Here is a 23,795-nt window from a genome sequence, read left to right on the forward strand (position 1 = left end):
AAATCTAGGTACGAGATATCTATTGTCACTCTTGTATTAATTAAAATAGTTGGCTCGCCGTTTTTTAAATCCTGATTTCAATAGCTACCGGCTCAACTTTTAGATCAATTTCACTATAGCCATTATAAGGAGTCCAAAAGATAAATTTTGTCAATTCTTCCAAGTTGTTTGGCAAAAGTCTTAGATGATACTCGTTGATCGTAGTCGAAGTTCCTGGTTGAAATGTGCTTGGCCATTTGACTTGACCAGCTTCATGAAAAATTGGGATCTGTTGCCGTTGGTCTGTGACAACGTACTCAAAACCTGGATGAAAGATACTTTCTTCCCGATTGTTAACAACAATTACAGTTAGTTCCAAATAATAAAAATGGTGATCCTTAAAGAAGGGTACAAGGTAGGGGGCGGTTTCTATATAGCTGGCAGGCATTTCTTCTTCGATAATTTTGATTTGGTTAATTGTTAAAGAAAAGTCTTCGTAAATTTCGACAGTTTGATTTGGTGAGCTTTGTTTGATCACTCTTTTTGAAAGTGGTTCCGGTGTTGGTAAGAAATCAGGAAACGGCTCAGTTGTGCTTACTTGAATTTGATTTTGAGGAAGGCTAGGTAAAGCTTGTTGGTGATTTTCAGTCGTCTTTATTTTACAGGCTGTAAGGCCAATGATTATTACTGTTAATATGATGATACTCTTGTATTTTTTCATGAGAACCTCTTTCCATTTAAGGCAAGTTCACTAATTGCAAAACGAAAGTTATCTCAGGGCTAATTTTTTCTTCTGTCTTGGTTTCTAGTGGGAAAGTAGTCACGGTTAATACTTCCAATATTTCGGGAGTTTTTGGGTCTAAGTGGGTTTCAAAAAAAGTTAGTGGTATCGTCGTTTGTGGTAAGCTTAACTGATTATGGGGAAGGGTTAAAGGCGATATTGTTGGGAGTGGTTGATTATTTTGGCTAAGTATCATCTCTTGAAAACCTTTAAAATAAAAGGTGTATTTTGAACTATTGACGATATTAGTAGTGAAAACTAATGCTCGATAGCTGTCATTATGAATAAAGGGCTTGAGCTCTTCATTACCATCTAACAAAGCAGGTTTGAGATTTGAAGTCGTAATAACGTTCACTGAATCAATCTCTAGGGCAACATCTGGCATTAGTTCAAAACTTTGATTAAGATCATAATGGAGCGCTAGAGTATCAATTGATTCGTCATAGCGGTTACGTTGCGAGTCACCAGGACGACTTAATATAACTGGTTCCAGTAAGGATGTGACAGTACTCTGTTCAGTTGTTTCAAGAGCAGGCAGTGGATCACTTGAACGTGGAGCATGAGTATTTGAATTAGCTGTACAGCCCGTCAATAAAATAATGAGACTGGCTAGCCTTAACTGGTAGATCCGTTGTATCATTGAAGTTAACCTCCAATCTTGCCAAGGACGAACTAAAAATTTGAAGTAGTATCGTTAAGGACAAGATCAATCTTGAAAGCTTTGAACGCATCTTAATTATTATAGCAAAAAATAAATAGATGGATATGTGATAGTATCCTTGCTAAATTTAAAGAACTAGTAATTTTTAACAATCCCCTTGGTTTAAAGTTGCTGAGTCTCATTTTTAACTAAGGTACCATAAACTAAAAGGAGTGAAGAAAATGATTCCACTAGGGGAACGTCTCTTAAAAGTAGTGATTGCTGAAAATGTCGAAAGGTACCGCTTAGAGATAGCTTTATCGAAACGAGAACTAGCTGATCAAGATGATTATTTTTTGTTGTTTCGCGTCGTTATCAGCATCACTAATGTAGCAAAAGCTATTATTAGTGATATGGCTTCAAATACGGTCACGCTTACTCCTTTTGTAAAAAGTCTATCCGTTATTCTAGCATTTTAATGCGTAGAGATAAGGGACAACCAAGCCGTAAGTCGTAGTGCCATCATCTTTTACCTAATTACACACAACTATTTTAGCATAGGTTTTTGTTCACTATTAGTAAGTTGATTTTAAAAAATAACTACCTTAAGGGAAATTTGAGGGATTTTTAAGGGGAATAGTACGGATATCGTGATATACTATTAGTGTGTAGAAGTGTGGAACAGCTACAACTCCTTTCAATAAGACTGGTCGCAAAAGCAGGTGGTCTTTTTATTTGATATTGTACACAATTGTGTTACAATAAAAAAAAGGAGTGAGTTCTATGAGTACAGTGACGTTTAGAGTATCAGAAGAAGAAAAACAATTTATGCAGAGTATGGCTGAATTACATGGTTTATCTTTATCTGAATTAGCTCGTAAGAATATCTTGGAAAACCTTGAAAATCAAGTGGACTTAGCAACGTATCGTAGGTTAATGACGGAACATCAAGTAAAAGATACAAGTATCTCACATGCTGAAATGTTAAAGGAACTTGATCTATGAGTTCTCAAAATTATCGAGTCAGATACGAACGGGTAGCTCAAAAACAGTTAAAAAAAATGGATCGTTTTCAAGCCCGATTATTAGTTTCTTGGATTGGCAAACATTTAGAAGGTTCAGATGATCCTCGAGCAATCGGCAAAGGGTTGGTGGGTAACCGCAGCGGTGAATGGCGTTATCGCGTGGGAGACTACCGTATTATTGCTAATATTGATGATCAATTAATCACCATTTTAATTTTAACAATCGGCCATCGCAAAGATGTTTATGAAGGTAAAGACTAGTCGCAAGTACTAATGGTTTTTCTTACCGTAACAATTTGTATAACTTAAATACTGCAGCCAATCGAGGAATTTCTTATCGTTTGCTTGAATTAGGCTTTATAACTAATAGTGGTGATCGACAAAAAACAATTGGTAATATGGATAGTTTGGCCCGAAAATTAGCCGAAGCCATCATTAATCGAAAGCTTAGTGCAGCACCTGCTCAAGCAGTTCCAACGCCTAGTGGGTCCAGTAGTTCCGCAACCTTTCATACAGTTGTTAGAGGCGATACTTTATATAGCTTATCCCGTCGTTATGGTTCAACGGTTAATCAGATTAAAACTTGGAATAACTTGACTTCTGACACGATTGTTATTGGTCAACGCTTGCGAGTCACTAGCGGTAGCTCCAGTCAATCACCCCAAGCCAATTTAAGCCAAAATTATTACACAACTAATCCTCAACGGGTTCGTTTATTAGTAAGGGCAGGCCTCTATGGAATCAATGATGTTGGGTTTACTGGTGGACATGTTGGTGGAACTTACAATGCGGGAACAATTTTTGTGATCCGTGGCATCAAACACTCTGCTAGTGGCATTCCTCGTTTAATTACTCAAAGCAACTTTCTATTAACTGCTAACCGCCAATACGTCGTCAAACATTAACTAAATAACCGCTCCTTTCAATCTAAGTTAAGAGGGGCGGTTATTTTAGTTTTTTTGTTTGGAAGTGACTAAATTACCATTGGGTTTTTGACTAAGCTTTTGACTAAGTTTAAGGTAAAACATAACCGCAAATTTAGTCTAACAAAAAAGTAGAAAACCTATAAAATCAAGGTTTTCTACTAATTTCTTGTGTTATGTTTGGTGATTATGGAGATAAGCGGTCTCGAACCGCTGACCTCTTGCATGCCATGCAAGCGCTCTCCCAACTGAGCTATACCCCCGCAACTAGAATCGTCAGACTCTCAACAACTATTCTATCTAATTTCTTGAAGGCTGTCAACTCAGGAAATTAGATCTCAGAGAGTTAGTCTCACAATTAATCTTTCGGTGTCAGTCACCCTCTTAGTTTTGGGGCGGGGTGCTTCTTAAACACTAGAAGTTACTGACAGTTCAAAGAATATTTCATTGTTTGACATCACTTAACTACAAGCAAAACGGCTGACTCAATTTTTCGAGTCAGCTAATTTAACTCTTAAACCATTAGTTCGTAAGATTCTTTGACTTTTTCAAATAACATAGAGTAGGGCGGGATACCTGTATAAGCTGTAATCGTTTGGTCTAACCCTTTTTCTTTAATTGATAGCTGGAGTTTTTGGGCTTCTTGATCATCAGGATCAGTGAAAAGCAGAGCAGCTGCAATGGCATTTGACAAGCCTTTAGGAACTTCGTTAAAAGCTTCAACGAATTGTTTAGCTGGTCGGACAAAGCGGTCATTTTCACTAATTTTTCTAATCGGGGAACGACCAACCCGAACGACATAATCAGAAATATAAGGATTTTTAAAGCGTTCAATAATTTTATCAATGTATTCTTGGTGTTCCTTATGGGAGAAAGCGAATTTCTTTTCTAATAAGGCACCAGTTTCTTCTAAAGCACTGCGAACAGCATAGACGATCCGGTCATTATGAATGGCGTCTTCAATTGAAGCAATTTCTTTCATATAGCCATAGTAAGCTGTGACAGCATGACCAGTATTGACAGTAAAGAGCTTTCGTTCAATATAAGGTGTGAGGTCCCTCACCTGCTTCATGCCAGTGACCGTTGGAAAGAGTTCATGTTCTGTTGGCGGTATTTCCACAACCCATTCGTAAAAAGGCTCAACCATGACTGTTAAAGGATTATCGTTATGTTGGTCTGGTACAATCCGGTCAACGGCTGAGTTAGGAAATTGGACGAAGTTCTTAACATATGCTAATCCTTCTTCAGAAAGCAGTGGTAGGATGGCTTCTTGTAAGATTTCTGAGCCGCCTATCATATTTTCACAAGCAATAATTGACAATGGTCTCTGGCTAGCTTTACGTTCTTCAAGGCCAGCTGCGATACTTGGTGCTAACAATGGTAAAATCGTCGGTCCAACAGCTGTCGTGATTAGTGTTGCCTGCTTAATCAAGGCCGTTAATTCAGCATCTTGTTTCTGACTGTTAACAGCAGAGACATCTGTAACGGTAAAACTTTCTTTGGCTTCATTAGCTAATATCACCGTGTATGTTTGTTGTTGGTTAATTTCTTTGACTAACTGGTCATTAACATCTGCGAAAACTAAGTCATAACCTGATTCTTTTAATAACCAACCGATGAAGCCGCGGCCAATATTACCAGCACCAAATTGAATCGCTAGTGGTTTACTCATGATCATCACCATTTTCTTTAAAGATTTCGATAATTGCCTCTGGAGTTTCAGCTTGAACGATAGCTTCCACGTTAGCTAAATCAGAACAGACAATAGCGATTGTCGATAATAATTCGAGATGTTCCTCACCAATCCCGGCAATGCCGATAATAACTTTGACTAAGTTACCGTCAAAGTCAACTCCCTCAGGAACTTGGGTAATCACAATTCCTGAGGCTTTAATTAAAGGTTGGGAGTCATCGGTTCCGTGAGGGATGGCTACTAGATTGCCAATGTATGTGGAAGTCAGCTGATCGCGCTTGATCATCTCTTCAATATAATCTAACTCAGTGTAACCATTTTCTGCTAATAAGTGACCAGTTCCGTGAATGGCACTAATTTTATCGGGAAAGTGTTGCTTGATTTGAATGTCTCTTGCTTGTAAATTTTTCATAGTTATTGCCTCCATGTGAATTAATTGTCGATGAATGAGACGAGTCGTTGAATAACAAAATCAGAAATTTCTGAGATTTTACCTGATTGAATTAAAGCAATTGTTTCTGGGTCTTCAATCAAAAGTGAACTGATTTGACTCATGACTTCCAGTCCTCTACTGTCTAGTTTTTCTGGTGCTAAAAGTAAGACTAAGGTGTTAACCATGACTTGGCTGCCATCCATCCCTGGGATTTGAACCTCATTTTTTAGAGGGAAGAGTTGAAAGACAGGTGCTTTAATTTCTGCCGTGCGAGCATGGAAGAGGGCAATCTTAGTATTAGTAATCCCAAAACCACTCCATTCTTCACGAATTGTTAGGGCCTTAACTAAGGCTTCAATGTCTAACGCCGGTTGGTGACTTAATAAGTTCGTACACATGGCTCGAATAATACTATTAGGGGATAGTTTCGTCTCGGTAATTGGAATCACCTCAAAACTATCAATTAAAGAAATAACCGTTTCAATGGCTGAGTGTTTGGTTTCTAAGAGATGAACCGCTTCACGTTTTGATAAATTTGTTTGTTGATTTTCTTGGCGATTTTTGCGACCGTAAGTTGACCCTTTCGATTGCAAATAGACTTCAATTTGCGATATTTCCCGTTCCGTTAAGATCGGGGAGACGTGGATGTAACGGTAAGGAACTTCACCTAAATCAATGGTTGATACTATCACATCAAAGGGTTGCTGTTCCAAAGTTCGTTCTAGCTCAAATAAAGAGATTGTTTTGAGCTGTTTTAATTGAGGAATCGCTTTTCGCAAACGAGTAACAAGCATTTTCGACGTGCCAATCCCACTGGCACAGACAACTAAGGCTGACAGTTGAACTTGTTGATCGTCTTGTAAAATGGCTGCGCCAAAGTGCAAGACTAAGTAGCCAATTTCTTCATCTGGCACAGGGATGTCTCGGTAGATGGAATCAAAACCTGCTCGGACAATTTTAAACAACTTAGGATAATCTCGCTGGATACTTCCTAATAGGGGATTATTAATACTCAGTTGATTTGTTAGGCGTCTTAAAGTCGGCCGTAAGTGAGCCGTTAAACCTTTTAATAACATTTCGGAATTTAAGTCCCGGTCTGTTTGTTCAGAGACATAGTTAATTAGTTGGGAAGCTAAGGTTACCGCTTGAATTTGTTCATTTTCACTAAAAGTTCCAGAGTCAGTTAAGTGCTTAGCCCCTCGTAAATGAGTTGTCACAAAAGCAATTTCACTTTCTGGGACTTCTAAAGGCGGAAGGGAGAGTAAGCTAGCAAGTAACCCCCTTGTTAAGGCAAACTCTTCATGCTCTCGTAAATCAGCGATATCTTCAGGTAAAGCTAAGGTTTGACCACTTCGGATACGATCTACAGTAATCGTGATATGAATGACTAAATTAAAGTAAGCATCATCGGACATGTCATAAGAAAGAGCTTGCCGAATGTCTTCTAAACTATCTTCAATGGTTTCTATACCGATTTGTTCAAACAGATAACTTAATCGTTCTTCTGATAATTCATCCACGTCTTTTTGATTATAAAGTTGAATAAATTGGTTTCGGGGAATCTTTTCCCAAAAAAGTTGACTCATTAAACGGCGTTTAACTTTTTCATCAACATTTAAAGAGATGCCTAGACCAGGCTTGCGAGTAATTTGTTCCGTTAATAAATAATCTTCTTCGATTTTTGATAGATCATTACTAACTGTCGCCACTGTCACGTTTAAGTCATTGGCTAAGGCGATTAATTTTAAACTATCATCACTTTTTAAGAGTTCCTTTAAAATATAATGTTGGCGTTCATCGGGGGTGTATTCGTTATAAGTTAAATCCAATAACTGCCACTTAAAGGCTGCTAATTTATCTTCAGAACCGTGAATCCCGTAGTATGCACCAGCTTTTTCTAAGCCTAAATCAAATGATTTTAACAAGGCTTTAATTTCTTTGAAATCACGGCGAATGGTTCGTTCGCTAACTTCAAAATCACTTGCTAAGTCACTTAACAAAACAAGGTGTTTCGTCATTAACATTTTTTCTAGAATAAGGCGTGAGCGGGCAGTTACATACATAGGTATCACAGTTCCTTTCATTGATACTAGCCTCTAGCTTGGAGTAAGTCAGCGACTAGTTCATCGTATTTCGGACTTCCTAAGAAGTTATCGACAGAGATATGGTACGCTGTCTGATTTTTTTCTTTAGCTCGTGGTGTTAAGTCTTGATGGGTAATGACAATATCAGCACTTTCTGGTAACTGAGCAATTGCTCTATTGATGACTTTAATCTCAAGTCCGGCTTCTTTGATTTTTTTCCGTAAGACAGAAGCTCCCATGGCACTTGATCCCATGCCAGCATCACAAGCGAAGACGATTGTTTCAACCCTGGCTAAGGTGTCGATCGTTCCTTGGTTTGTGTCAGATCTTGTGACTTTTAGATTTTTAGATTTCACTTGGGCTTCTTCTAAAGAATCTGTCTCTTTTGATGTTTTTAAAATGAGAGCGGAAACGAAGAAAGAAACAGCCGTCGCGGCTAAGACGCCAGCGATTAAACCTAGATAATTTCCCTTAGGCGTCATGGCTAACAGGGCAAAGATACTCCCAGGTGAAGCAGGGGCAACTAGTCCGATATCGAAGAGTGAAAAAGTAAAGATACCAGCCATCCCACCGGCAATTGCTGACAATAATAGGGCCGGCTTCATTAAAATGTAAGGGAAGTAGATTTCGTGAATTCCCCCAAGGAAGTGAATAATAATTGCGCCTGGAGCAGTTTGTTTGGCTGTCCCTTTACCGAAGACCGTATAGGCTAATAAGATTCCTAAACCTGGCCCAGGGTTCGCTTCGACTAAGAAAAGAATGGATTTACCAATTTCCGAGGCTTGTTCAATCGCAATTGGCCCAAGAACTCCATGATTAATGGCATTATTTAAAAATAAAACTTTTGCCGGTTCAACGAACAAACTAACGAGAGGTAGCAGTGAGTGATTAATTAAGAAAGCGACACCAGTTGCTAAAGAACGGTTTAAGACTTCAACGGCTGGTCCAATTGCCCAGAAGGCTAAGATGGCTAAAAGGGCCCCTAAGATTCCGGCTGAAAAGTTATTGACTAACATTTCAAATCCTGCTGGAATTTTACCGTCAACAGCATCATCAAATTTCTTCATTAACCAAGCGGCTAGTGGTGCAACAATCATTGCGCCAAGAAACATCGGGATGTCCGTTCCAACGATGACCCCCATCGTAACCATGGCAGCAACAACCCCACCACGTTTATCGTAGACTAATGTACCACCGGTATAACCAATTAGAATCGGTAATAAATATTTGATTGTTGGATCAACCATTGAACTAAGTGCTTCATTTGGAAACCAACCTGTGGGAATAAAGAAAGCGGTTATAATTCCCCAAGCAATAAAAGCCCCAATGTTTGGCATAATCATGCCACTCAAGAAACTACCAAATTGCTGGATTTTTACTTTAAGACCTTGCGATTTTTCCATTATGTATTCCTCCTAATAAACTTTTTCAGTGAATGTAACGTTCATAAAATCAGCAGAAGTATGAGTTCTTCAGTCTGACTTTGTGAAATTCTTTTGCGCAAAAGAATTAAGGAGCAACAGCTGTGTTGCGTAACTCTATTGTAATCGGTTTCTAGCCGTTAGTTCAATCAAATGAAAGTATCATTTTGTCAAAAGCCTTTGGACAAAGTTTTTGGACTCTTCTTGATAGAAGGAAAAAGAAAAAACTAACCAGTTAGGTTAGTTTTTATTTATTGGCAATAGTCACTAATAATACTAGCTACATTAGTCGTTAATAAGTTTTTAGCTTTAAGTTTAAAATACAGATGAAACAGAAATAATTTAACGGACAAACGAGTATAAAAGTGGGGGAGTTCGCCACGATAAACTGGTAGAGAAGCTAACAGATTTTCTAACCAGATACTTAGGATTTCTACTGGTAATTTATCAGTCTCTAATAAACGAACAATTACTGGCACTAACCGTTGTTCTTCGTCATCGATGAGTGGGGTGGGGCGACTAGTTAATAAGACTATTTCCAGGACTTTCAAGACATTTTCAACTTGAATTCTTGGAAAATCTTCATGGCCAACGGCACTGCCTAAGAAATCTCCCCCATGGGCAATGCTATGAGCCCAACCTTTGATAGGAACATAGCCTCGATAATCATGTTCTTGGATTAAATAGTCTTGGGAATTTTTAAAGAGCCACTCTTTGTCTGTCTCTGATAAGTAAGCCTTGTAAGGGGGCTGCTTATCATAAGTTAAGATGAGAGTCCCTAATAAGGCGGTAAAACTGCGAGTAAAGACCCCGTCAGCTTCACTTTGATCGATGTCACGATAGAGGTAATTCTCATTAATGATTGTCTTAGTAATTGTTTGAATTTGACTAGGAGTTAAGACCCCTTCTGAAAAGCCACGGTAAAACAAAGAATAAATAATCCCGTCTCTTAATTCAGGATCAACTGAACCGATATTAGCTAACATAAAGGTTAGTTCTTCCTCCTTAAACTGAATCGTATCTGCTGCTAAAACTTGTTCTAAGTGATTTTTCAACTGGCTCCAACTCCCTATAATTAGTTTCTTTAATTAACGATAGCACACTTGCTTACAATAGGATAGTTTTTCCGACTAAAAAGGTGACATAATAGACTTTTTCGTAATTTTTTAAGGATAATAGGACCATAAAACTAGTAAGTTAACGTGATAGTTGACTTGAGCTAGGAGGGGATATATGTTTTCTAAACTTTAATGAAAAAACGAAGGGGAGCATTACTATTTAATAAACACCTGGACTACGTTATAATTGAAGTTACCTTAAAAATCCTAGGATATTTTTAATTTTTAAGATGAAAGATTACTGTAATAAGAAAGAGAGTGTTGTATGAAGATCAATCAAAAGAAAAACCATTCCGTCAATTGGTTACTATTAATTGGAATTATGTTAATAGCTACTAATTTACGTTCACCTTTAACAGGGATTAGCCCCTTATTAAGTGCTATTAGCCAAGAGCTAAACTTAAGTTTGGCCATTTCTGGTATGTTAACGACGATTCCACTGATTGCTTTTGCGGTCTTTTCCCTAGTCGCCCCTTACACCGAGCGTCGGTTCGGAATCGAAAGGGTCTTATTTTTTGCCATTATTTTACTTGCAGCTGGAATTAGTATCCGCTCTATGGGCAGCCAGCTAACATTGTTCAGTGGAACTTTATTAATTGGTATCGCCATTGCTCACTGTAATGTTTTAGTTCCTAGCTTAGTTAAGCGGGATTTTAGTGCCCATTCAGGTCTAGTAACCGGTTTATATTCCGTCACGATGAATGTCTTTGGGGCTTTAGCTTCAGGATTAAGCTTACCTTTAGCGACTAAATGGGGCTTAGGTTGGGAAGGTGCTTTACGGGTTTGGCTAATTACTTGTCTCTTAGCTTTAATTGTTTGGCTCCCACAATTAAGAAAACAAACAATTGTCAAAGTCGTTCCTTTAGCAACAGCTCAAAAATCATTATTTGGTTCCGCCTTAGCTTGGAAAATTAGCTTCTTAATGGGAATCCAGTCATTAATATTTTATACAATCGTCACATGGTTACCGCAAATTGTGAATTCTAAAGGTCTTGGAATTGAGAACGGTGGTAGTCTGTTAGCTGTTTTACAAATCATTTTAGTGCCAGTGACGTTTATTGTTTCAGTGATTGCTGGTCGAATGAAAGACCAAGTCCTATTAGCTTGGGTTGGGACACTGACTTTGCTAAGTGGGATTTTAAGTTTGTGGGTTAGTTCTAACCTAGTTATTAGTTATTTAGCAATGGCCTTACTAGCAATTGGCTGTGGCTCATGTTTTAGTTTAGCAATGATGTTCTTTAGCTTGCGAACGAGAGATGGGGCTGAGGCGTCTCAATTATCCGGCATGGCACAAGCTCTAGGTTACTTATTAGCTAGTTTTGGACCAATTGTACTAGGCAGTCTCTTTGATTATTCAAGCTCATGGCATAGTAGCTTTATTTTACTAACAGGTTTAGCCTTAATTCAAATTTATGTAGGGGTTTCAGCATCAAAAGAAGGCTTCGTTTAACAAGACTTAACTGATATAGTTCCTCATATGGTATAATCATATTATATTTAAAGGAGGTTAACTATTATGAATAACAAGAAGAAATGGATTATCTCGCTATTATCAATCCTTATCCTAGTAGGTGTCTTTAGCGGTTTTTCAAGAAACCCCAAACAAGCTTATATTACTCAAGTATTGAATCATCCCGAAAGTATGCAAAATGGGGCTGTTTACACGTTACAAGATAAAAAATTAACTGTCTTCAAACGTTTCATTTTATTAAGTAACCCTAATAGCCAACCGACTGAAGCCGTCACTGAAGAAATTAAAGCGCAAATTGAACAGGAAAATAAGCGTTTAAAGGCTGAATTTTCCGAAACATTATTAAATCAAGGAGACTTTGAACAACCCATCGAAAAAGTTGTAAACAATGCCAAAATAAAAATCGATAATAAAAAGCGAACAGTTCGCTTAATAGGTAAGAATTATCAAAAAGAGTTTAAAATGGTTGAAGACAACAATTTCCGGCTAGTTGATGATGCTGGTATTGAATATGAATTAAAACTTCAGTAAAATAAGGTGTGACTCCAGTCACACCTTATTTTATTGTCTTGATAGTTAGTATGGCTTTAAGGAGGAAAGAACATGGTTAAATATGTTGCCCTTTTAAGAGGGATCAATGTTGGTGGCAAAAATAAAATAAAGATGGTGGAATTAAAAAGGGCCTTTGAAGAAACTGGTTATGGCGAAGTCATTACTTACATTAATAGTGGTAATGTCCTTTTTACTTCAGATAATTTAGATAAATTAGCCTTAAATCAAGAAATTCAAAGCTTAATTAAACTTCATTTCAGCTTGGATATACCGGTATCTGTGATCTCAGCCAATGACTTAACTAGAGTCCTTAAAGTGGCACCAAGTTGGTGGAACACTGACTCAGAAGCTGTTAATTACGTTATTTTTTTAATCCCACCAATCAGTGGAGCAGAAGTCCTAGTAGCTGTAGGGGAACCCAATGCTCTTTATGAAAAAATCGAAATTTTTGAAGAAGTTATTTTTTTATCTGCCCCCCGGCAAACCTACACTAAAAGTCGCTGGTCAAAAATTGCCAGTTCAACAGTAAATCAACATGTCACCATTCGTAATGCTAATACTGTGAATAAATTAAGGTTACTGACAGAATCATAAAAGTGCTTAATTAGCCGACATCAAAGGCGGTCTCAGAGTTATCTGGAGGAGAAGAAGTCGCTATTATAGCCTGTTTAGGACTTACTAATTAATGAAGGGGAGGCTCTTAATGCATATAGTTAATTATGATGGCATCTATTTAGAGGAAATTTTAAGTATGATTAAAGAATCCATTCAGAAAATCAATTGTGATGATTATTCTGAAAAACAAATAAAAACTTGGTCCACTATCGACAAAGCGTCATTTGAAGGTTCCATTCCTCTTTATTCAAAGGTGATGCTATCTGAGAAAAATGCCGTTATTGGTTATGGTGATATGACTAGTAATGGTTATTTAGATCGATTGTTTGTCCATAAAGATTGGCAAAGGAAAGATATTGCAACTAAATTACTTGATTCATTGGAAAACAGTTCTAACCTAACTACTTTTGAGACTTATGCTTCAATTACTGCTAAACCTTTTTTTGAGAAGCAGCATTATTATGTAGTCAAAGAAAACATCGCCACACTTAAAGGGCTAAAATTTATCAACTATTACATGAAAAAAGAGCTCGCTAAAGATTAACAGACATAGTCTAAAAAAAGATCTTCTTCTCTTGTGGAATGGCATTGCTATTGATTAGTTTTGTTAACGTAGCTTCAGCATCAGAAACAACCAATAACAATGTTCCACCAAATCGTTTATTCGTTTGCACTATAATTGATTATAAAAATGATTGGTTCTTAATATGCAGCTACAATTAGTTTGTTTTAATGAATATACTCAAATTTAATACATAAACAAGACGTCAATTTAACGTCTTGTTTTTCGCGAAAACTACTTTGTATAATATGTATTATGTAAACTAAGATTAAATTATTTTTTAACTTGAGTTATCCAGCCCATTCCCTATCTTACATCACCAAAAAACAGCTCTCAATTCATGCGCTGAGGGCTGTTTCGATGATTACTGCTTAATTGCTTCGTTAATATCTTTTAATTCTGCTTCAGTTAAGTAACGCCATTGACCTTCGCCAAGATTACCTAAATGGACATTCATAATGCGTTTACGTTTCAAACTAACTACTTTATAGTTTAGTTCTTGACACATTCGTCTTATTTGTCTATTTAAACCTTGTTTAAGTGTTAAGTTAAAGCTTGTGGCGCCAATTGGCTCAACTTTACAAGGCAGTGTCACTTGCCGTTGATCTGCTACTAAATTATAGATTTCAACACCATTTTTCATTTTATGAATAAAGTCTGGGGTACATTTATGATCAACCATCACTTGGTACTCTTTGTCATGGCCATTTTCTTCCCGTAAAATTTTATTAACAATGTCGCCATCGTTTGTCATTAACAATAAACCAGTCGAATCTTTATCTAAGCGACCGATTGGGAAAATCTTCCCAGGATAGTTCATAAAGTCTGTTAAATTACCGGGAATATTTTTATCCGTAGTACAAGTAATTCCAGCTGGTTTATTTAAGGCAATATAGACCATTTCTGTTTTAAGTGTTAAGACCTGACCATCAACGGCTACAACTTGTCCTGGCAACACTCGTAAGCCAATTGGTGCAAGTTCGCCATCAACAGTCACTCGGCCGGCTTCAATCAGGCGGTCTGCTTCTCTTCTTGATGAGAAGCCAGTATCACTGATGTACTTATTTAATCTAAGACTTTCTTTTATTTCATGTTCAATCGGTGATCCTTCATAATTCTTTTTAATCGATTGTTGACGTGCATGTTTCATTTAGCTTCCTCTTATCTATGTTTTATGATGCTCCTCTTCCATTATAAAGGTTAGCAGCAAATAAGCAAAGTAATTCCTTAATTACTTAATAGCAGCTAAATACAGCCGCCGACTGTTTAAAACGATGACTTTTACGATACCATATAAAGGAATACAAATAATCATCCCAATAATACCACCAATACTACCGGCACCAATTAAGATTAAGATAATTGTTAACGGATGAATACTTAGAGACTTAGCCATTAAAAAAGGTTTAATTAAGTTGGCATCTAATTGTTGAATAATAAACAAGCCAACAGCAGTCCAGAGAACTTGCCAGCCTGAAATAAAACAAGCGATCAACAAAGCTGGTACTGCGCCAATAAAAGGCCCTAAATACGGGATTATATTAGTCACACCGCAGAAGACACCTAACAGCAAGGCATAAGGTTGTCCTAAAATAGTAAATAAAGCAAAACTAAGAATTCCGATTAACAAGGCATCTAAAATCGTACTAGTAATATAAGCTGATAAAACCTCATCAATTTCACGACAGACTATTTCTAATTCACTTTTGATTTTTTTAGGAAAAAAAACGGATAAGGCTTTTAAAAAATGATCGCCATCTTTAAACATAAAAAATAAGATAAAAGGCACCGTAAAAAGTGAAATTAAAAATGTCATTAAGAAACTGGCGAAGACAGATAAACTATTCGTTAAACTGATGATTGTAAAATTCAACAGATTACTAATCGTTAAATTCATTTGATTTAACTGCTCTTGGACATTGAACCCCCCGAGACTCTTAGGTAAATCAACTTGATTCAACCATTGGCTAAACTGACTTGAATATTCAGGAATCATTTGACTTAAAGCGACAAATTGGTCAACTAATTGTGGCAAGAGACTGATAACTGACAAAGAAATGAAGCAAATTAATAGTAATAAGCTTAAAGAAAAGCTGATTAAGCGATGAATCCCCTTCTTTTCAAAAAAACGAATCAAAGGTTTTAAGACATAAAACAAAAATACTGCAATTAGGACCGGGCCAACAATGGCTGAAAAGACTTTTTTGATTGGCAGCAAGATAAATGGCATTCTCGATAATAAAAACACCCCTATTATGATCAACAGAATTTGAACTGTCCAAAAATATAGCCGTGACTCTTTAAATTGTGAATTCATCAAAAACCCCCTTAATATTTTTCAGTTTAACACGATTTTTCTGCGCCACCAACTTTTTTACACAAAAAAAAAGAGACAGTTTCCGCTGCCTCTTCCCTATAGGATGAAAAAAATTTAAAAACAAAATTCCTGAACATTTACATTCTTAATATACCACCCCTAGCTCCTGTCATCCACTCAATTTCTGCATCATATTATGCAAAAATTGATTTTATTCCGATGAGTTTTCGGAAAACTTGCTATCAGCGTCTAGATTCGCTACACTAAAAAGAAATAAGAAAGGAGTTAGTCTATTATGACCTTACTTGCCCTTGATATTGGTGGTTCAGCTGTTAAATATGGCCTTTGGCATCAAGAAGAATTGCAACAAACAGGTGAATTTACCACTCCCAAAACCCGACAAGCTTTTTACGATAAAATCATTGAGCTAAAAAGTGAGACTTATCGCACTTATGACATTAACGGCATTGCTCTTAGTTGCCCTGGGGACACTGATGAAGAGACTGGCTTTGTGAATGGGTTTAGTTTTGTGCCTTTCCTTCATTTAGGTGAATTCCAGCAAGAATTTTCAAAGACTGTCGACCTACCTGTCCGGATGATTAACGATGCTAACAGTGCGACTTTAGCGGAATTAACTTATGGAATTGGGAAAGACGTCAAAGATGGTCTGTTCGTGATTATTGGCACCGGCATCGGGATTGGCATGGTGGCTGATCATCAATTAGTAACGACAACGAGTGATAAAATTAATGATTTTGAAAAACTCATTGCTGATAGCATCAAAGTCTTCAACAATTCAAAAGTTTCCTTAGTTAAAATTGCCCGCCGAGTCTCTTTAAAAAAATTAAAATTACCTAGCACATTTAATGGTAAAGATATCTTTGAGTTAGCTGATCAAGGAGACGACTTAGCTCAAAAAGAGTTAGAACAAATGTATGTTGCCTTATCTCATGTCTTAATTAGTTTAAATGCGGCATTTAAACCAGAAATGATTGGCTTTGGTGGTGGCATTAGTAATAATCCTGCCTTGATTCCCAATTTAGAGCAGCATATGACAGAAATGATTAGTGAGAACCCACCCTTTTTAACGATTTTAAATAGTCTTTTTGCAGTAGAATTAACCGATTTTCCCTTACCTGTCTTAAAAACTTGTCACTTTAAAAGTGAGGCTAACTTAATCGGAGCAGTCATTCATTATCAAAACAACTGTAAGGACTAACGATTAAGTGACAGTCTCCTCTTCCAGGATTACTAATTCTTGAATCGGTCCTAGGTCGGCTAACACTTGGCTAATTAGCAAGTGTTTTGCTAGTTCTTGCTGCCAGTCTGACTGACAAGTCTTGAAAGAGTCGTGACAAACAGTCTGAAGCCGATTTTTCACTTGATTGACCTCTTTAGCTAAGTTTTTGCTAGTCACTTTAAGCAGCGGCTTAGCTAAAGTATTTGTCCGACCGATCTCAGCTAAGTAATCCATTTCAAGCAAGGTTCCCATAATAATATTATGTCTACTTCGCCGAATTCGTTCTTGGTTATCGACCATTTCTAATAATATTCCACTAGTTTCAACAAAATAACTTGGATTAATATCTCCTAATAAGGAATAGACCTTTTCTTGTAAAGGAGTTCCTTGATAATTAGCAAAGAAATTAGCCACTCCTTGGCCGCTATTAATTTTATTAGCTTCACAATATAGATATCGCCCTTCTTTAATGATAAAACTTTGGTAAAGCTCGTCATAGTTTAAGGGTGACATTACATAAGTTAATCTTGATTCCGCTCTTAATTCCTGACTGGCAATGGCACTATAGACCTTTGTTAGTTTTGAACCTTCTAGTCCTGCTAACATTTTCTGACTGACTTCCTCAACCATTCCCCCTAGTTCCATGAGCTCTTCCCTTAAAATTAAAGGCAGTTGACTCGTATATTTTCCTTGTTCACGGTTGTATAAGGCTGATTCCACATATAACCCCATATCAACATCAACTGACTGCCAAGCTGGTAAGACTTCCTTAATTTCTCTTAACGTAATGTGAGGTTTGTTGTTAACTTCTTGCCAAATAATTAGTTCTTCCAGCCATTTAAGTTGCGCTGACTTAAATTTTTTCTGCTTTTCTCCAAAATTAGCTAAAGTAAAGTTTTTCATAGTGACTCCATTCTAGTTGACATAATATAATTATTGCCTACTTTATAAAAATAAGGCTGAAACTTTAGCTTCAGCCTCAGAGAATTCTTATTTAAATGCAGCTGTTAATTGTGGTACAACTTGTTTTTTCCGAGAAACTACTCCTGGTAAAATAGCTTGATTATTCGTTAATTTAGTCTCAAAGGCTTTTTCAACTTTGTCTTGATCAGAACCAATCACTAAAATCGCTGAATCACTTGCTAAAATATCAGTAATGACTAAAATAAACAAATCAAAGCCACCTTCTGCATTTTGTTTAGTCATTTCCGCTTCCAACTTAACTTGGCGAGCTAAGACTTCATTCACGTCAACAGTATTTACTTGACCGATACGGACATTTTTATCTCCCATTGGGAAACTTTTAGCATCCATGTTCAGTAAGTCTGCTTCAGATTTAGTACTTAAATTTGTTCCAGCTTTTAACATGTCTAAACCGTAACTTTCTAAATCAGTCTTAGAAATAACGGCTAACTCTTTCGCAGCCGCCACATCTTCTGGGGTACAAGTTGGTGATTTGAATAATAATGAATCTGAAACAATGGCTGATAACATTAAGCCAGCAATTTTTTCAGGAATAGCAATGCCATGTTCTTTGTATAATTTCAAAATAATAGTGTTCGTACAGCCCACAGGTTCCCCTCGGTAATACAATGGGTTAGCTGTTTCAAAGTTAGCAATTCGGTGATGATCAACGACTGCTAAGACTTCTAAGTCAGCAATATCAGCAATGCTTTGTTGCGCTTCGTTGTGATCGACTAACATGACTTGCTGAGTTTCATTGGCCGCTGTTGTGACGATCCGCGGTGCTGCTGTCTCGAAATGATTTAAAGCATAAGCTGTTTCTTCGTTAACTGGACCTAAAGCGACAGCTTCAGCTGCAACCCCTAATTGATTTTGTAAATAAGCGAATGAAATCGCTGATGTAATGGCATCTGTATCTGGATTTTGATGACCGAAAACTAAAACTTTTGACATATGATTACCCCTTATAAATGATTTATTATTTTGTTAAACGAGAAATATAATCCTCGGTAGACACGTAAGACATAAATTCTTTGAGAAAATGACTAATTCGCGGAATTTCTAATTTTTCTTTGCGATAGACAAAAGATAAGTCCATAGCAATTGGCGGATCAAAAGGAATCGCTTCTAATTGGCCTTCTTGCCGATGAGCTTGGAAAAAAGACCTTGGTAAAGCTGTATTAGTACCTGTTTCATTACTGAAACGGAACATTTGATCTGGTTTCGTAAAGTGTGCCACCCCTTCAGGTTTCGGCAGACTTTGATCGGCAAAGGCTGATTGAATGACTTGGGAAACGAAATAACTTTTCGGATAAGTCACCCAAGGAAAAGCTAGGGCAGCCTCGTAAGAGATCCGTTGTAATTTTTCTAAGGCTTGATTGTGGTGTAAGAACAGTAACTCGTCTTCAATAATATTAATGGACTCGTAATCTCGCCACTTTGATAACACTTCTTTTGGTAAATATAAAACCGCAATGTCGATGCGATTTGATTCTAAAAACTCCCAGACTTCTTTCCGACCAACCATTAATAAAGTTACCGTAATATCTGGATATTGCTTATAATAATTAGTAATAAACTCCGTCATGACTTTATCTTCTACGGAAGCTGAAATACCAATTGTAATTTTACCTGTCGTGCTTAAGTTTTCATCGTGAATTTTTTCCGCTGCATCAATTAAAATATCATAAATATTTTCTACAGCATCACGCATGATTTGACCTGCTTCAGTCAAATGGAGTTGTTTACCATTGGTGGCGAACAAGGTTGTTTCTAATTTTTTTTCAAGTTTTTTTATTTGCTGTGTCAGGGCCGGCTGTGAAATCCCCAATAAACTAGCTGTTTTCGTGTAGTTTAGTGTGTCGGCTAATTGTAAAAAATAAGCAAACGCCCGTGATGAAATAATACTACTCGGTTGATCTTTCATCTGGTAAAAACCTCTTTCTAAAATTACTGAATACTTATATATTGTAACACAAAGACTAGTAAAAAATAAAAGAAATCAAGACTTTATCACTACTGAGAGCCAGCCCTTGATGATTTCTTTTATTATTAAAGACTTCTTTAACTGTAAGTTACATGATTTTCAACAAACCGTAGATCAATGTTGCCACAACTACCGTCACCATAGCAATAGTTGCTTCATAAGGGATTAACCTTAATCTTTCTTTAAAAGTCATATCGATTGGCCCTGAGGAAGCATGAAAAATACTGCCATGGGGTAACATATCGATAACAGTCGCGCCGGTATGAATCATAACCGCGCCACCGACAGCTGATATCCCTGAATTGACAATGGTGTCACTAAAAACGGAACCGGTAATAGCGGAACCAGACGTAGTTGAGGCGGTAGCAGCGCCCATCAAAATATCAGAAATAGGCGCTAACATATAGACTGGCAACCCGATGTATTCGATCCCTTGAATTAACAGTTCACCAATCCCGGAATGACTAACGATCCCAGCTAACGTTCCTGTTCCTAATAAAATCAAAGCCACGCCGGACATTTTCAGCAATCCTTTTTCAGAATAAGGGATTATTTTTTGATGGCTGTCGATTATTAAACAACCAATCACCCCACCGAGGGGCAACGCAATAATCGGATCAATTTCAATCCCAGCTAGGGGCCTTAGCATTAGTAAAAAAATCGCAATCCCTGCTGGTGACATCGCCTTAATAAAACTCAATTCAACCCTTTCCACTTCTTTGACACTTACTGTCTTTAGATAACTGCCACTTTTAAACGTCCTTTTAGCCATGAGATAGGTAGCGGCTAAGCCGAAAAGAGCTGGAATAATCCCCCCTAACATGACTTGGGACAAAGGAATGTCAAAAGCTTCTGCAATGGCAATTGAATTGGGGTTTGGTGAAATAATATTGCCAGCCTTAGCCCCACCCATCATCGCTAATAAAATAGCTGAGCGACTAAAACCAGCTTTTTGCGCAATTGAAAGGGCAATTGGAGAAATAGTAATAATGACCACATCAAGAAAAACTCCTGAAGCTGTTAAAATCATCGCCGCAATTGATAATGCTAAAAGGGCTTTGGATTCTCCGAGCTGTTTAATAATTCTTTCGGCAATCACAATCGTGCTTCCTGACTCGATTAAGACACCTGCTAAGACACCGGCGGCTAAGATTCGTAAAATGGCTGGTGAAATTCCTTGAACACCGACAATCATGATTTCAACAGTTCTTGTTAAAGAAGCACCGCCAACTAAGCCACCAAAAATAGCACCACTAATTAACGAATAAACGGGAGTGACTTTTTTGAAAATTAAGAAAACTGAAAACAACAAACCAATGATGGCTCCTAAAGCCGAAATATCGCTAGTCATAGTTAATCCTTTCTAAACAATTCCAAATGACAACAATTGGTAAGGACAATTTTCTAGTCTAAAATCTGAAGTGACAACTTAAAAATAGTGTAATATCTGACTGGCACAAAGTCAACAACTAAGCAATTGACAGCGTTTTATAAAAATGGTAGGATTGTTTTGTATTTTCCCAATTGCCTTCAGCCCCTTCTGATTCCCCCTACTACAGACCTTTTTGCCTGTCTCTTAGTTTTACTTATAAAGGAGAATTATTATGAAAGATATTGGTTTTATCGGTTTAGGAATTATGGGCCAACCAATGGTCAAAAACCTCTTAGCAGCCAATTTCCGTCCCTTTGTTTACGATATCAATCACAACCAAGCCCTAATGGTGGAAAGCTTAGGCGCTCACATCTGCGACTCGCCAACTAATTTAGCCTTAAAAAGCCAGATTATCTTTATTATGTTACCGACAAATCAAATTATTGACGACCTCTTCTTTAGTCCAACTGGTATAATTAATGTCATCAAACCAGGTTCAATTGTGATTTGTACGAGTTCCGTCTCACTAAGTTTAATTACTAAATTGGCCAAAGCTCTAGCAAAAAAACAGATTGCTCTCCTAGACGCCCCTGTCAGTGGTGGTGAAGTTGGTGCGATTGAAGGCATCCTCTCCTTTATGGTCGGTGGGCAAGCAGAAGTCTTAAAAGAAAGCCGTGAGCTGTTTGAGGTCTTAGGTCACTCAACTGTCTTAATCGGTGATGTTGGTGCAGGCACAATTGCTAAATTAGCTAATCAAATTCTCGTTAATACGACTATCGCTGCCCTCTCAGAAGCCATCTTTTTAGCATCGGAATTTCAAATTGACACAGCAAAAATGGTCGAAGCTATTAGTCAAGGCTTAGCTAGTAGTGCCGTCCTCGAACAGAAAGCACCGATGATGTTACAGCGAAACTTTCAAGCTGGCGGCCGGATTGATATTAATCAAAAAGACATGGCCAACGTCTTAGCTGCTAGTCGGGACTTGCAAATAGCTTTACCCTTATCCGAGCAAGTTCACTCTTATTTTGACCGCTTAACTTCCGAAGGTCTCGCCCATGAAGATCACTCCGCCTTACTTAAATATTACGAACTAAGTAACCCCCTTAAAGGAGCCACTGATGACTAAAAAAAATCCTTCCCCGACAATTGCCAATGCTTACCCGCTACCGAATAAAAAGGTAATTACTTACTTGCTCAAAGAGGAACTCAAAAAATCCCAACACCAAATTATCGTCCTTGACGATGATCCTACTGGAACCCAAACCGTTCATAGTGTCAGCGTCTTCACTAATTGGTCCCTTAAAAGCCTGAGAAAAGGCTTTAACGATAGTAATCGGCTTTTTTATATTTTAACTAACTCTCGCAGTATGTCCCCTGCTGAAACAGAAAAAATTCATCAAGAGATTGCTAAAAATATTTTAACTGCAGCCGAGGGCCGACCATTCTTAATTGTTAGTCGCAGCGACTCCACCTTGAGAGGTCACTATCCTTTAGAAACCCTGACTCTCAAAAAGACTCTTGAAACTGAAAGTCCTTTAAGTTTTGATGGGGAAATCATTTGCCCTTTTTTCTTAGAAGGTGGTCGTTTAACGATTAATAATCACCATTACTTGGCAACTAATACGGAATTAATTCCAGTAGCTGAGACAGAATTCGCCAAAGACTTAACTTTTGGCTATCAACATTCAAATCTCGAGGAGTGGTTGAAAGAAAAAACTTCCCCGCCACTGACAGATGAGCAAATTCTCAGCTTTGACTTGGCAACTATTCGTCAACTAGATTTTGCCACGCTTTCAGTCCAACTAACACAATTAACTGATTTTAAGAAATTGATTCTTAACGCCATCCTGAATGAAGACATTGCTGTGGCAGTCATCATTATCCTAAGAAGCTTAAGAACCGGTAAAAACTTTCTTTTTCGAACCGCAGCTAGTTTTCCTCAGATTTTAGCAGGCATAACGGACCAACCTTTATTGACAGCCTCTGATTTATTACCAAGGTCCGCTACTAAAGGTGGCTTAATTATTGTTGGTTCCCATACCGACTTAACGACAAAACAATTAGCCGCTTTGTTAGTTAACAAAGGGGTTTCCAGTTACTTACTAAAGACAGAAGTCATTTTAGATCCCTTACTCCTGGCTGAAGAGTCCCAAAACTTATTAAGGAAAATCAGTGGCGACATTAACCGAGGCCAAACCGTCTTGATTTATACAAGTCGGACAGTTGTCAACGCCCCCCTAAACCAAAAACAGACCGATTTGGAGATTGCTTTATTAATTGGTAATGCGCTGACTGAGTTAATTGAGAACTTAGAAGTCATTCCAGCTTACCTTATAACTAAAGGGGGGATAACTTCTAGTGACATCTTAACTAAAGCATTAAAAATTAATCACGCTACTGTCAGAGGTCAAATAAAACCAGGAATCCCTGTTTGGCAGAGCGTTGCTCCCACTAAATTTAACCAACTTCCTTGTATTATTTTTCCTGGTAATATCGGCCATGTTACAACCTTAGATGAGATTGTTAAAGCTTTGGAAGACCAACGCCATAACACTCAGCAGTGAGACTTGACTGATCGTTCTGCTAGTTTCCTAGGAACTAAAGTCTTTATAAAGGGAA

The 23,795-nt window shown here is 37.5% G+C and carries 24 protein-coding genes and 1 tRNA gene; 11 read left to right on the forward strand and 14 right to left on the reverse strand.

Going from position 1 to position 23,795, the window contains the following annotated elements:
- Nucleotides 1-64: 64 nt before the first annotated feature.
- Entirely contained in the window at nt 65-700 is a 636-nt protein-coding gene (locus CBF35_RS01720) for a hypothetical protein (RefSeq protein WP_126778157.1), read from the reverse strand.
- A 16-nt stretch (nt 701-716) separates the two neighbouring features.
- Nucleotides 717-1,400 carry a hypothetical protein gene (locus CBF35_RS01725; protein ID WP_126778158.1) on the reverse strand — a complete coding sequence of 228 codons (684 nt, stop codon included), beginning with the start codon at nt 1,398-1,400 and terminating at the stop codon, nt 717-719.
- Nucleotides 1,401-1,642: 242 nt separating this feature from the next.
- Between CBF35_RS01725 and CBF35_RS01730 the strand changes: the two genes are divergently transcribed.
- From CBF35_RS01730 to CBF35_RS01745, 4 genes are all read left to right on the forward strand, one after another.
- Complete coding sequence (locus CBF35_RS01730; RefSeq protein ID WP_126778159.1) at nt 1,643-1,879, forward strand: hypothetical protein; 237 nt, start codon at nt 1,643-1,645, stop codon at nt 1,877-1,879.
- A 304-nt stretch (nt 1,880-2,183) separates the two neighbouring features.
- The gene (relB, locus tag CBF35_RS01735) at nt 2,184-2,405 is read left to right on the forward strand and encodes a type II toxin-antitoxin system RelB family antitoxin (RefSeq protein WP_126778160.1); all 222 of its coding nucleotides are present in this window, start codon (nt 2,184-2,186) and stop codon (nt 2,403-2,405) included.
- Nucleotides 2,402-2,686, forward strand: a complete 285-nt coding sequence (locus CBF35_RS01740; protein WP_126778161.1) for a type II toxin-antitoxin system RelE family toxin — start codon at nt 2,402-2,404, stop codon at nt 2,684-2,686. The genes relB and CBF35_RS01740 overlap by 4 nt, the downstream gene beginning before the upstream one ends.
- 80 nt (nt 2,687-2,766) lie before the next feature.
- The gene (locus tag CBF35_RS01745; RefSeq protein ID WP_211345283.1) at nt 2,767-3,330 is read left to right on the forward strand and encodes a LysM peptidoglycan-binding domain-containing protein; all 564 of its coding nucleotides are present in this window, start codon (nt 2,767-2,769) and stop codon (nt 3,328-3,330) included.
- 208 nt (nt 3,331-3,538) lie between these two features.
- On the opposite strand, the gene CBF35_RS01750 is transcribed toward CBF35_RS01745, so the two are convergent.
- The 6 genes from CBF35_RS01750 to CBF35_RS01775 all read right to left on the reverse strand — a co-directional run bounded on the left by CBF35_RS01750 (nt 3,539) and on the right by CBF35_RS01775 (nt 10,034).
- Nucleotides 3,539-3,611, reverse strand: a tRNA-Ala gene (locus CBF35_RS01750).
- Between the two features lie 251 nt (nt 3,612-3,862).
- Entirely contained in the window at nt 3,863-5,020 is a 1,158-nt protein-coding gene (locus CBF35_RS01755; protein WP_126778162.1) for a mannitol-1-phosphate 5-dehydrogenase, read from the reverse strand.
- Nucleotides 5,013-5,453: a PTS mannitol transporter subunit IIA gene (locus CBF35_RS01760; protein ID WP_126778163.1), complete on the reverse strand. Its 441-nt coding sequence runs from the start codon at nt 5,451-5,453 to the stop codon at nt 5,013-5,015. The genes CBF35_RS01755 and CBF35_RS01760 overlap by 8 nt, the downstream gene beginning before the upstream one ends.
- 20 nt (nt 5,454-5,473) lie before the next feature.
- The gene (locus CBF35_RS01765) at nt 5,474-7,558 is read right to left on the reverse strand and encodes a BglG family transcription antiterminator (protein ID WP_126778164.1); all 2,085 of its coding nucleotides are present in this window, start codon (nt 7,556-7,558) and stop codon (nt 5,474-5,476) included.
- A gap of 5 nt (nt 7,559-7,563) precedes the next feature.
- Complete coding sequence (locus tag CBF35_RS01770; RefSeq protein WP_126778165.1) at nt 7,564-8,961, reverse strand: PTS mannitol transporter subunit IIBC; 1,398 nt, start codon at nt 8,959-8,961, stop codon at nt 7,564-7,566.
- A gap of 269 nt (nt 8,962-9,230) precedes the next feature.
- On the reverse strand, nt 9,231-10,034 hold the full coding sequence (locus tag CBF35_RS01775) for a DUF2785 domain-containing protein (RefSeq protein WP_126778166.1): 804 nt from the start codon (nt 10,032-10,034) through the stop codon (nt 9,231-9,233).
- A gap of 328 nt (nt 10,035-10,362) precedes the next feature.
- Between CBF35_RS01775 and CBF35_RS01780 the strand changes: the two genes are divergently transcribed.
- From CBF35_RS01780 to CBF35_RS01795, 4 genes are all read left to right on the forward strand, one after another.
- Complete coding sequence (locus tag CBF35_RS01780; RefSeq protein ID WP_126778167.1) at nt 10,363-11,547, forward strand: CynX/NimT family MFS transporter; 1,185 nt, start codon at nt 10,363-10,365, stop codon at nt 11,545-11,547.
- Nucleotides 11,548-11,613: 66 nt separating this feature from the next.
- Entirely contained in the window at nt 11,614-12,099 is a 486-nt protein-coding gene (locus CBF35_RS01785; protein ID WP_126778168.1) for a hypothetical protein, read from the forward strand.
- A 72-nt stretch (nt 12,100-12,171) separates the two neighbouring features.
- A complete protein-coding gene (locus CBF35_RS01790; protein ID WP_126778169.1) occupies nt 12,172-12,714 on the forward strand; it encodes a DUF1697 domain-containing protein in 543 nt (180 codons plus the stop codon).
- A gap of 109 nt (nt 12,715-12,823) precedes the next feature.
- The gene (locus CBF35_RS01795) at nt 12,824-13,279 is read left to right on the forward strand and encodes a GNAT family N-acetyltransferase (RefSeq protein WP_170174683.1); all 456 of its coding nucleotides are present in this window, start codon (nt 12,824-12,826) and stop codon (nt 13,277-13,279) included.
- A 382-nt stretch (nt 13,280-13,661) separates the two neighbouring features.
- On the opposite strand, the gene CBF35_RS01800 is transcribed toward CBF35_RS01795, so the two are convergent.
- Together CBF35_RS01800 and CBF35_RS01805 are read right to left on the reverse strand one after the other, a co-directional pair.
- Nucleotides 13,662-14,447: a pseudouridine synthase gene (locus CBF35_RS01800; protein ID WP_126778171.1), complete on the reverse strand. Its 786-nt coding sequence runs from the start codon at nt 14,445-14,447 to the stop codon at nt 13,662-13,664.
- A gap of 81 nt (nt 14,448-14,528) precedes the next feature.
- Nucleotides 14,529-15,614, reverse strand: coding sequence for an AI-2E family transporter (locus tag CBF35_RS01805; protein WP_126778172.1), 1,086 nt, complete (start codon nt 15,612-15,614; stop codon nt 14,529-14,531).
- Between the two features lie 295 nt (nt 15,615-15,909).
- Between CBF35_RS01805 and CBF35_RS01810 the strand changes: the two genes are divergently transcribed.
- Nucleotides 15,910-16,833 carry an ROK family protein gene (locus CBF35_RS01810; RefSeq protein WP_126778173.1) on the forward strand — a complete coding sequence of 308 codons (924 nt, stop codon included), beginning with the start codon at nt 15,910-15,912 and terminating at the stop codon, nt 16,831-16,833.
- Between the two features lie 3 nt (nt 16,834-16,836).
- Here the strand turns inward: CBF35_RS01810 and CBF35_RS01815 are convergent, their stop codons facing one another.
- The 4 genes from CBF35_RS01815 to CBF35_RS01830 form a co-directional block, all read right to left on the reverse strand.
- On the reverse strand, nt 16,837-17,757 hold the full coding sequence (locus CBF35_RS01815; protein WP_126778174.1) for a hypothetical protein: 921 nt from the start codon (nt 17,755-17,757) through the stop codon (nt 16,837-16,839).
- 87 nt (nt 17,758-17,844) lie between these two features.
- On the reverse strand, nt 17,845-18,771 hold the full coding sequence (locus CBF35_RS01820; RefSeq protein WP_126778175.1) for a manganese-dependent inorganic pyrophosphatase: 927 nt from the start codon (nt 18,769-18,771) through the stop codon (nt 17,845-17,847).
- 25 nt (nt 18,772-18,796) lie between these two features.
- Nucleotides 18,797-19,744: a LysR family transcriptional regulator gene (locus CBF35_RS01825; RefSeq protein WP_126778176.1), complete on the reverse strand. Its 948-nt coding sequence runs from the start codon at nt 19,742-19,744 to the stop codon at nt 18,797-18,799.
- Nucleotides 19,745-19,892: 148 nt separating this feature from the next.
- A complete protein-coding gene (locus CBF35_RS01830; RefSeq protein WP_126778177.1) occupies nt 19,893-21,155 on the reverse strand; it encodes a GntP family permease in 1,263 nt (420 codons plus the stop codon).
- Nucleotides 21,156-21,408: 253 nt separating this feature from the next.
- Between CBF35_RS01830 and CBF35_RS01835 the strand changes: the two genes are divergently transcribed.
- Nucleotides 21,409-22,302 (forward strand): NAD(P)-binding domain-containing protein, encoded by an 894-nt coding sequence (locus CBF35_RS01835; RefSeq protein WP_126778178.1) that lies wholly within the window; start codon nt 21,409-21,411, stop codon nt 22,300-22,302.
- Entirely contained in the window at nt 22,295-23,740 is a 1,446-nt protein-coding gene (locus tag CBF35_RS01840; protein WP_126778179.1) for a four-carbon acid sugar kinase family protein, read from the forward strand. Before CBF35_RS01835 ends, CBF35_RS01840 begins: the two co-directional genes overlap by 8 nt.
- The last annotated feature ends 55 nt before the right edge of the window (nt 23,741-23,795 follow it).

It is taken from the genome of Vagococcus salmoninarum, assembly GCF_003987495.1.
GTDB classification, from domain to species: Bacteria; Bacillota; Bacilli; order Lactobacillales; family Vagococcaceae; genus Vagococcus_D; species Vagococcus_D salmoninarum.

Coding starts and splice junctions, on each gene's coding strand:
- CBF35_RS01720 (WP_126778157.1), bottom strand. CDS start 700: ATGAAAAAATACAAGAGTATCATCATATTAACAGTAATAATCATTGGC.
- CBF35_RS01725 (WP_126778158.1), bottom strand. CDS start 1,400: ATGATACAACGGATCTACCAGTTAAGGCTAGCCAGTCTCATTATTTTA.
- CBF35_RS01730 (WP_126778159.1), top strand. CDS start 1,643: ATGATTCCACTAGGGGAACGTCTCTTAAAAGTAGTGATTGCTGAAAAT.
- relB (WP_126778160.1), top strand. CDS start 2,184: ATGAGTACAGTGACGTTTAGAGTATCAGAAGAAGAAAAACAATTTATG.
- CBF35_RS01740 (WP_126778161.1), top strand. CDS start 2,402: ATGAGTTCTCAAAATTATCGAGTCAGATACGAACGGGTAGCTCAAAAA.
- CBF35_RS01755 (WP_126778162.1), bottom strand. CDS start 5,020: ATGAGTAAACCACTAGCGATTCAATTTGGTGCTGGTAATATTGGCCGC.
- CBF35_RS01760 (WP_126778163.1), bottom strand. CDS start 5,453: ATGAAAAATTTACAAGCAAGAGACATTCAAATCAAGCAACACTTTCCC.
- CBF35_RS01765 (WP_126778164.1), bottom strand. CDS start 7,558: ATGAAAGGAACTGTGATACCTATGTATGTAACTGCCCGCTCACGCCTT.
- CBF35_RS01770 (WP_126778165.1), bottom strand. CDS start 8,961: ATGGAAAAATCGCAAGGTCTTAAAGTAAAAATCCAGCAATTTGGTAGT.
- CBF35_RS01780 (WP_126778167.1), top strand. CDS start 10,363: ATGAAGATCAATCAAAAGAAAAACCATTCCGTCAATTGGTTACTATTA.
- CBF35_RS01785 (WP_126778168.1), top strand. CDS start 11,614: ATGAATAACAAGAAGAAATGGATTATCTCGCTATTATCAATCCTTATC.
- CBF35_RS01790 (WP_126778169.1), top strand. CDS start 12,172: ATGGTTAAATATGTTGCCCTTTTAAGAGGGATCAATGTTGGTGGCAAA.
- CBF35_RS01795 (WP_170174683.1), top strand. CDS start 12,824: ATGCATATAGTTAATTATGATGGCATCTATTTAGAGGAAATTTTAAGT.
- CBF35_RS01800 (WP_126778171.1), bottom strand. CDS start 14,447: ATGAAACATGCACGTCAACAATCGATTAAAAAGAATTATGAAGGATCA.
- CBF35_RS01805 (WP_126778172.1), bottom strand. CDS start 15,614: ATGAATTCACAATTTAAAGAGTCACGGCTATATTTTTGGACAGTTCAA.
- CBF35_RS01810 (WP_126778173.1), top strand. CDS start 15,910: ATGACCTTACTTGCCCTTGATATTGGTGGTTCAGCTGTTAAATATGGC.
- CBF35_RS01815 (WP_126778174.1), bottom strand. CDS start 17,757: ATGAAAAACTTTACTTTAGCTAATTTTGGAGAAAAGCAGAAAAAATTT.
- CBF35_RS01820 (WP_126778175.1), bottom strand. CDS start 18,771: ATGTCAAAAGTTTTAGTTTTCGGTCATCAAAATCCAGATACAGATGCC.
- CBF35_RS01825 (WP_126778176.1), bottom strand. CDS start 19,744: ATGAAAGATCAACCGAGTAGTATTATTTCATCACGGGCGTTTGCTTAT.
- CBF35_RS01830 (WP_126778177.1), bottom strand. CDS start 21,155: ATGACTAGCGATATTTCGGCTTTAGGAGCCATCATTGGTTTGTTGTTT.
- CBF35_RS01835 (WP_126778178.1), top strand. CDS start 21,409: ATGAAAGATATTGGTTTTATCGGTTTAGGAATTATGGGCCAACCAATG.
- CBF35_RS01840 (WP_126778179.1), top strand. CDS start 22,295: ATGACTAAAAAAAATCCTTCCCCGACAATTGCCAATGCTTACCCGCTA.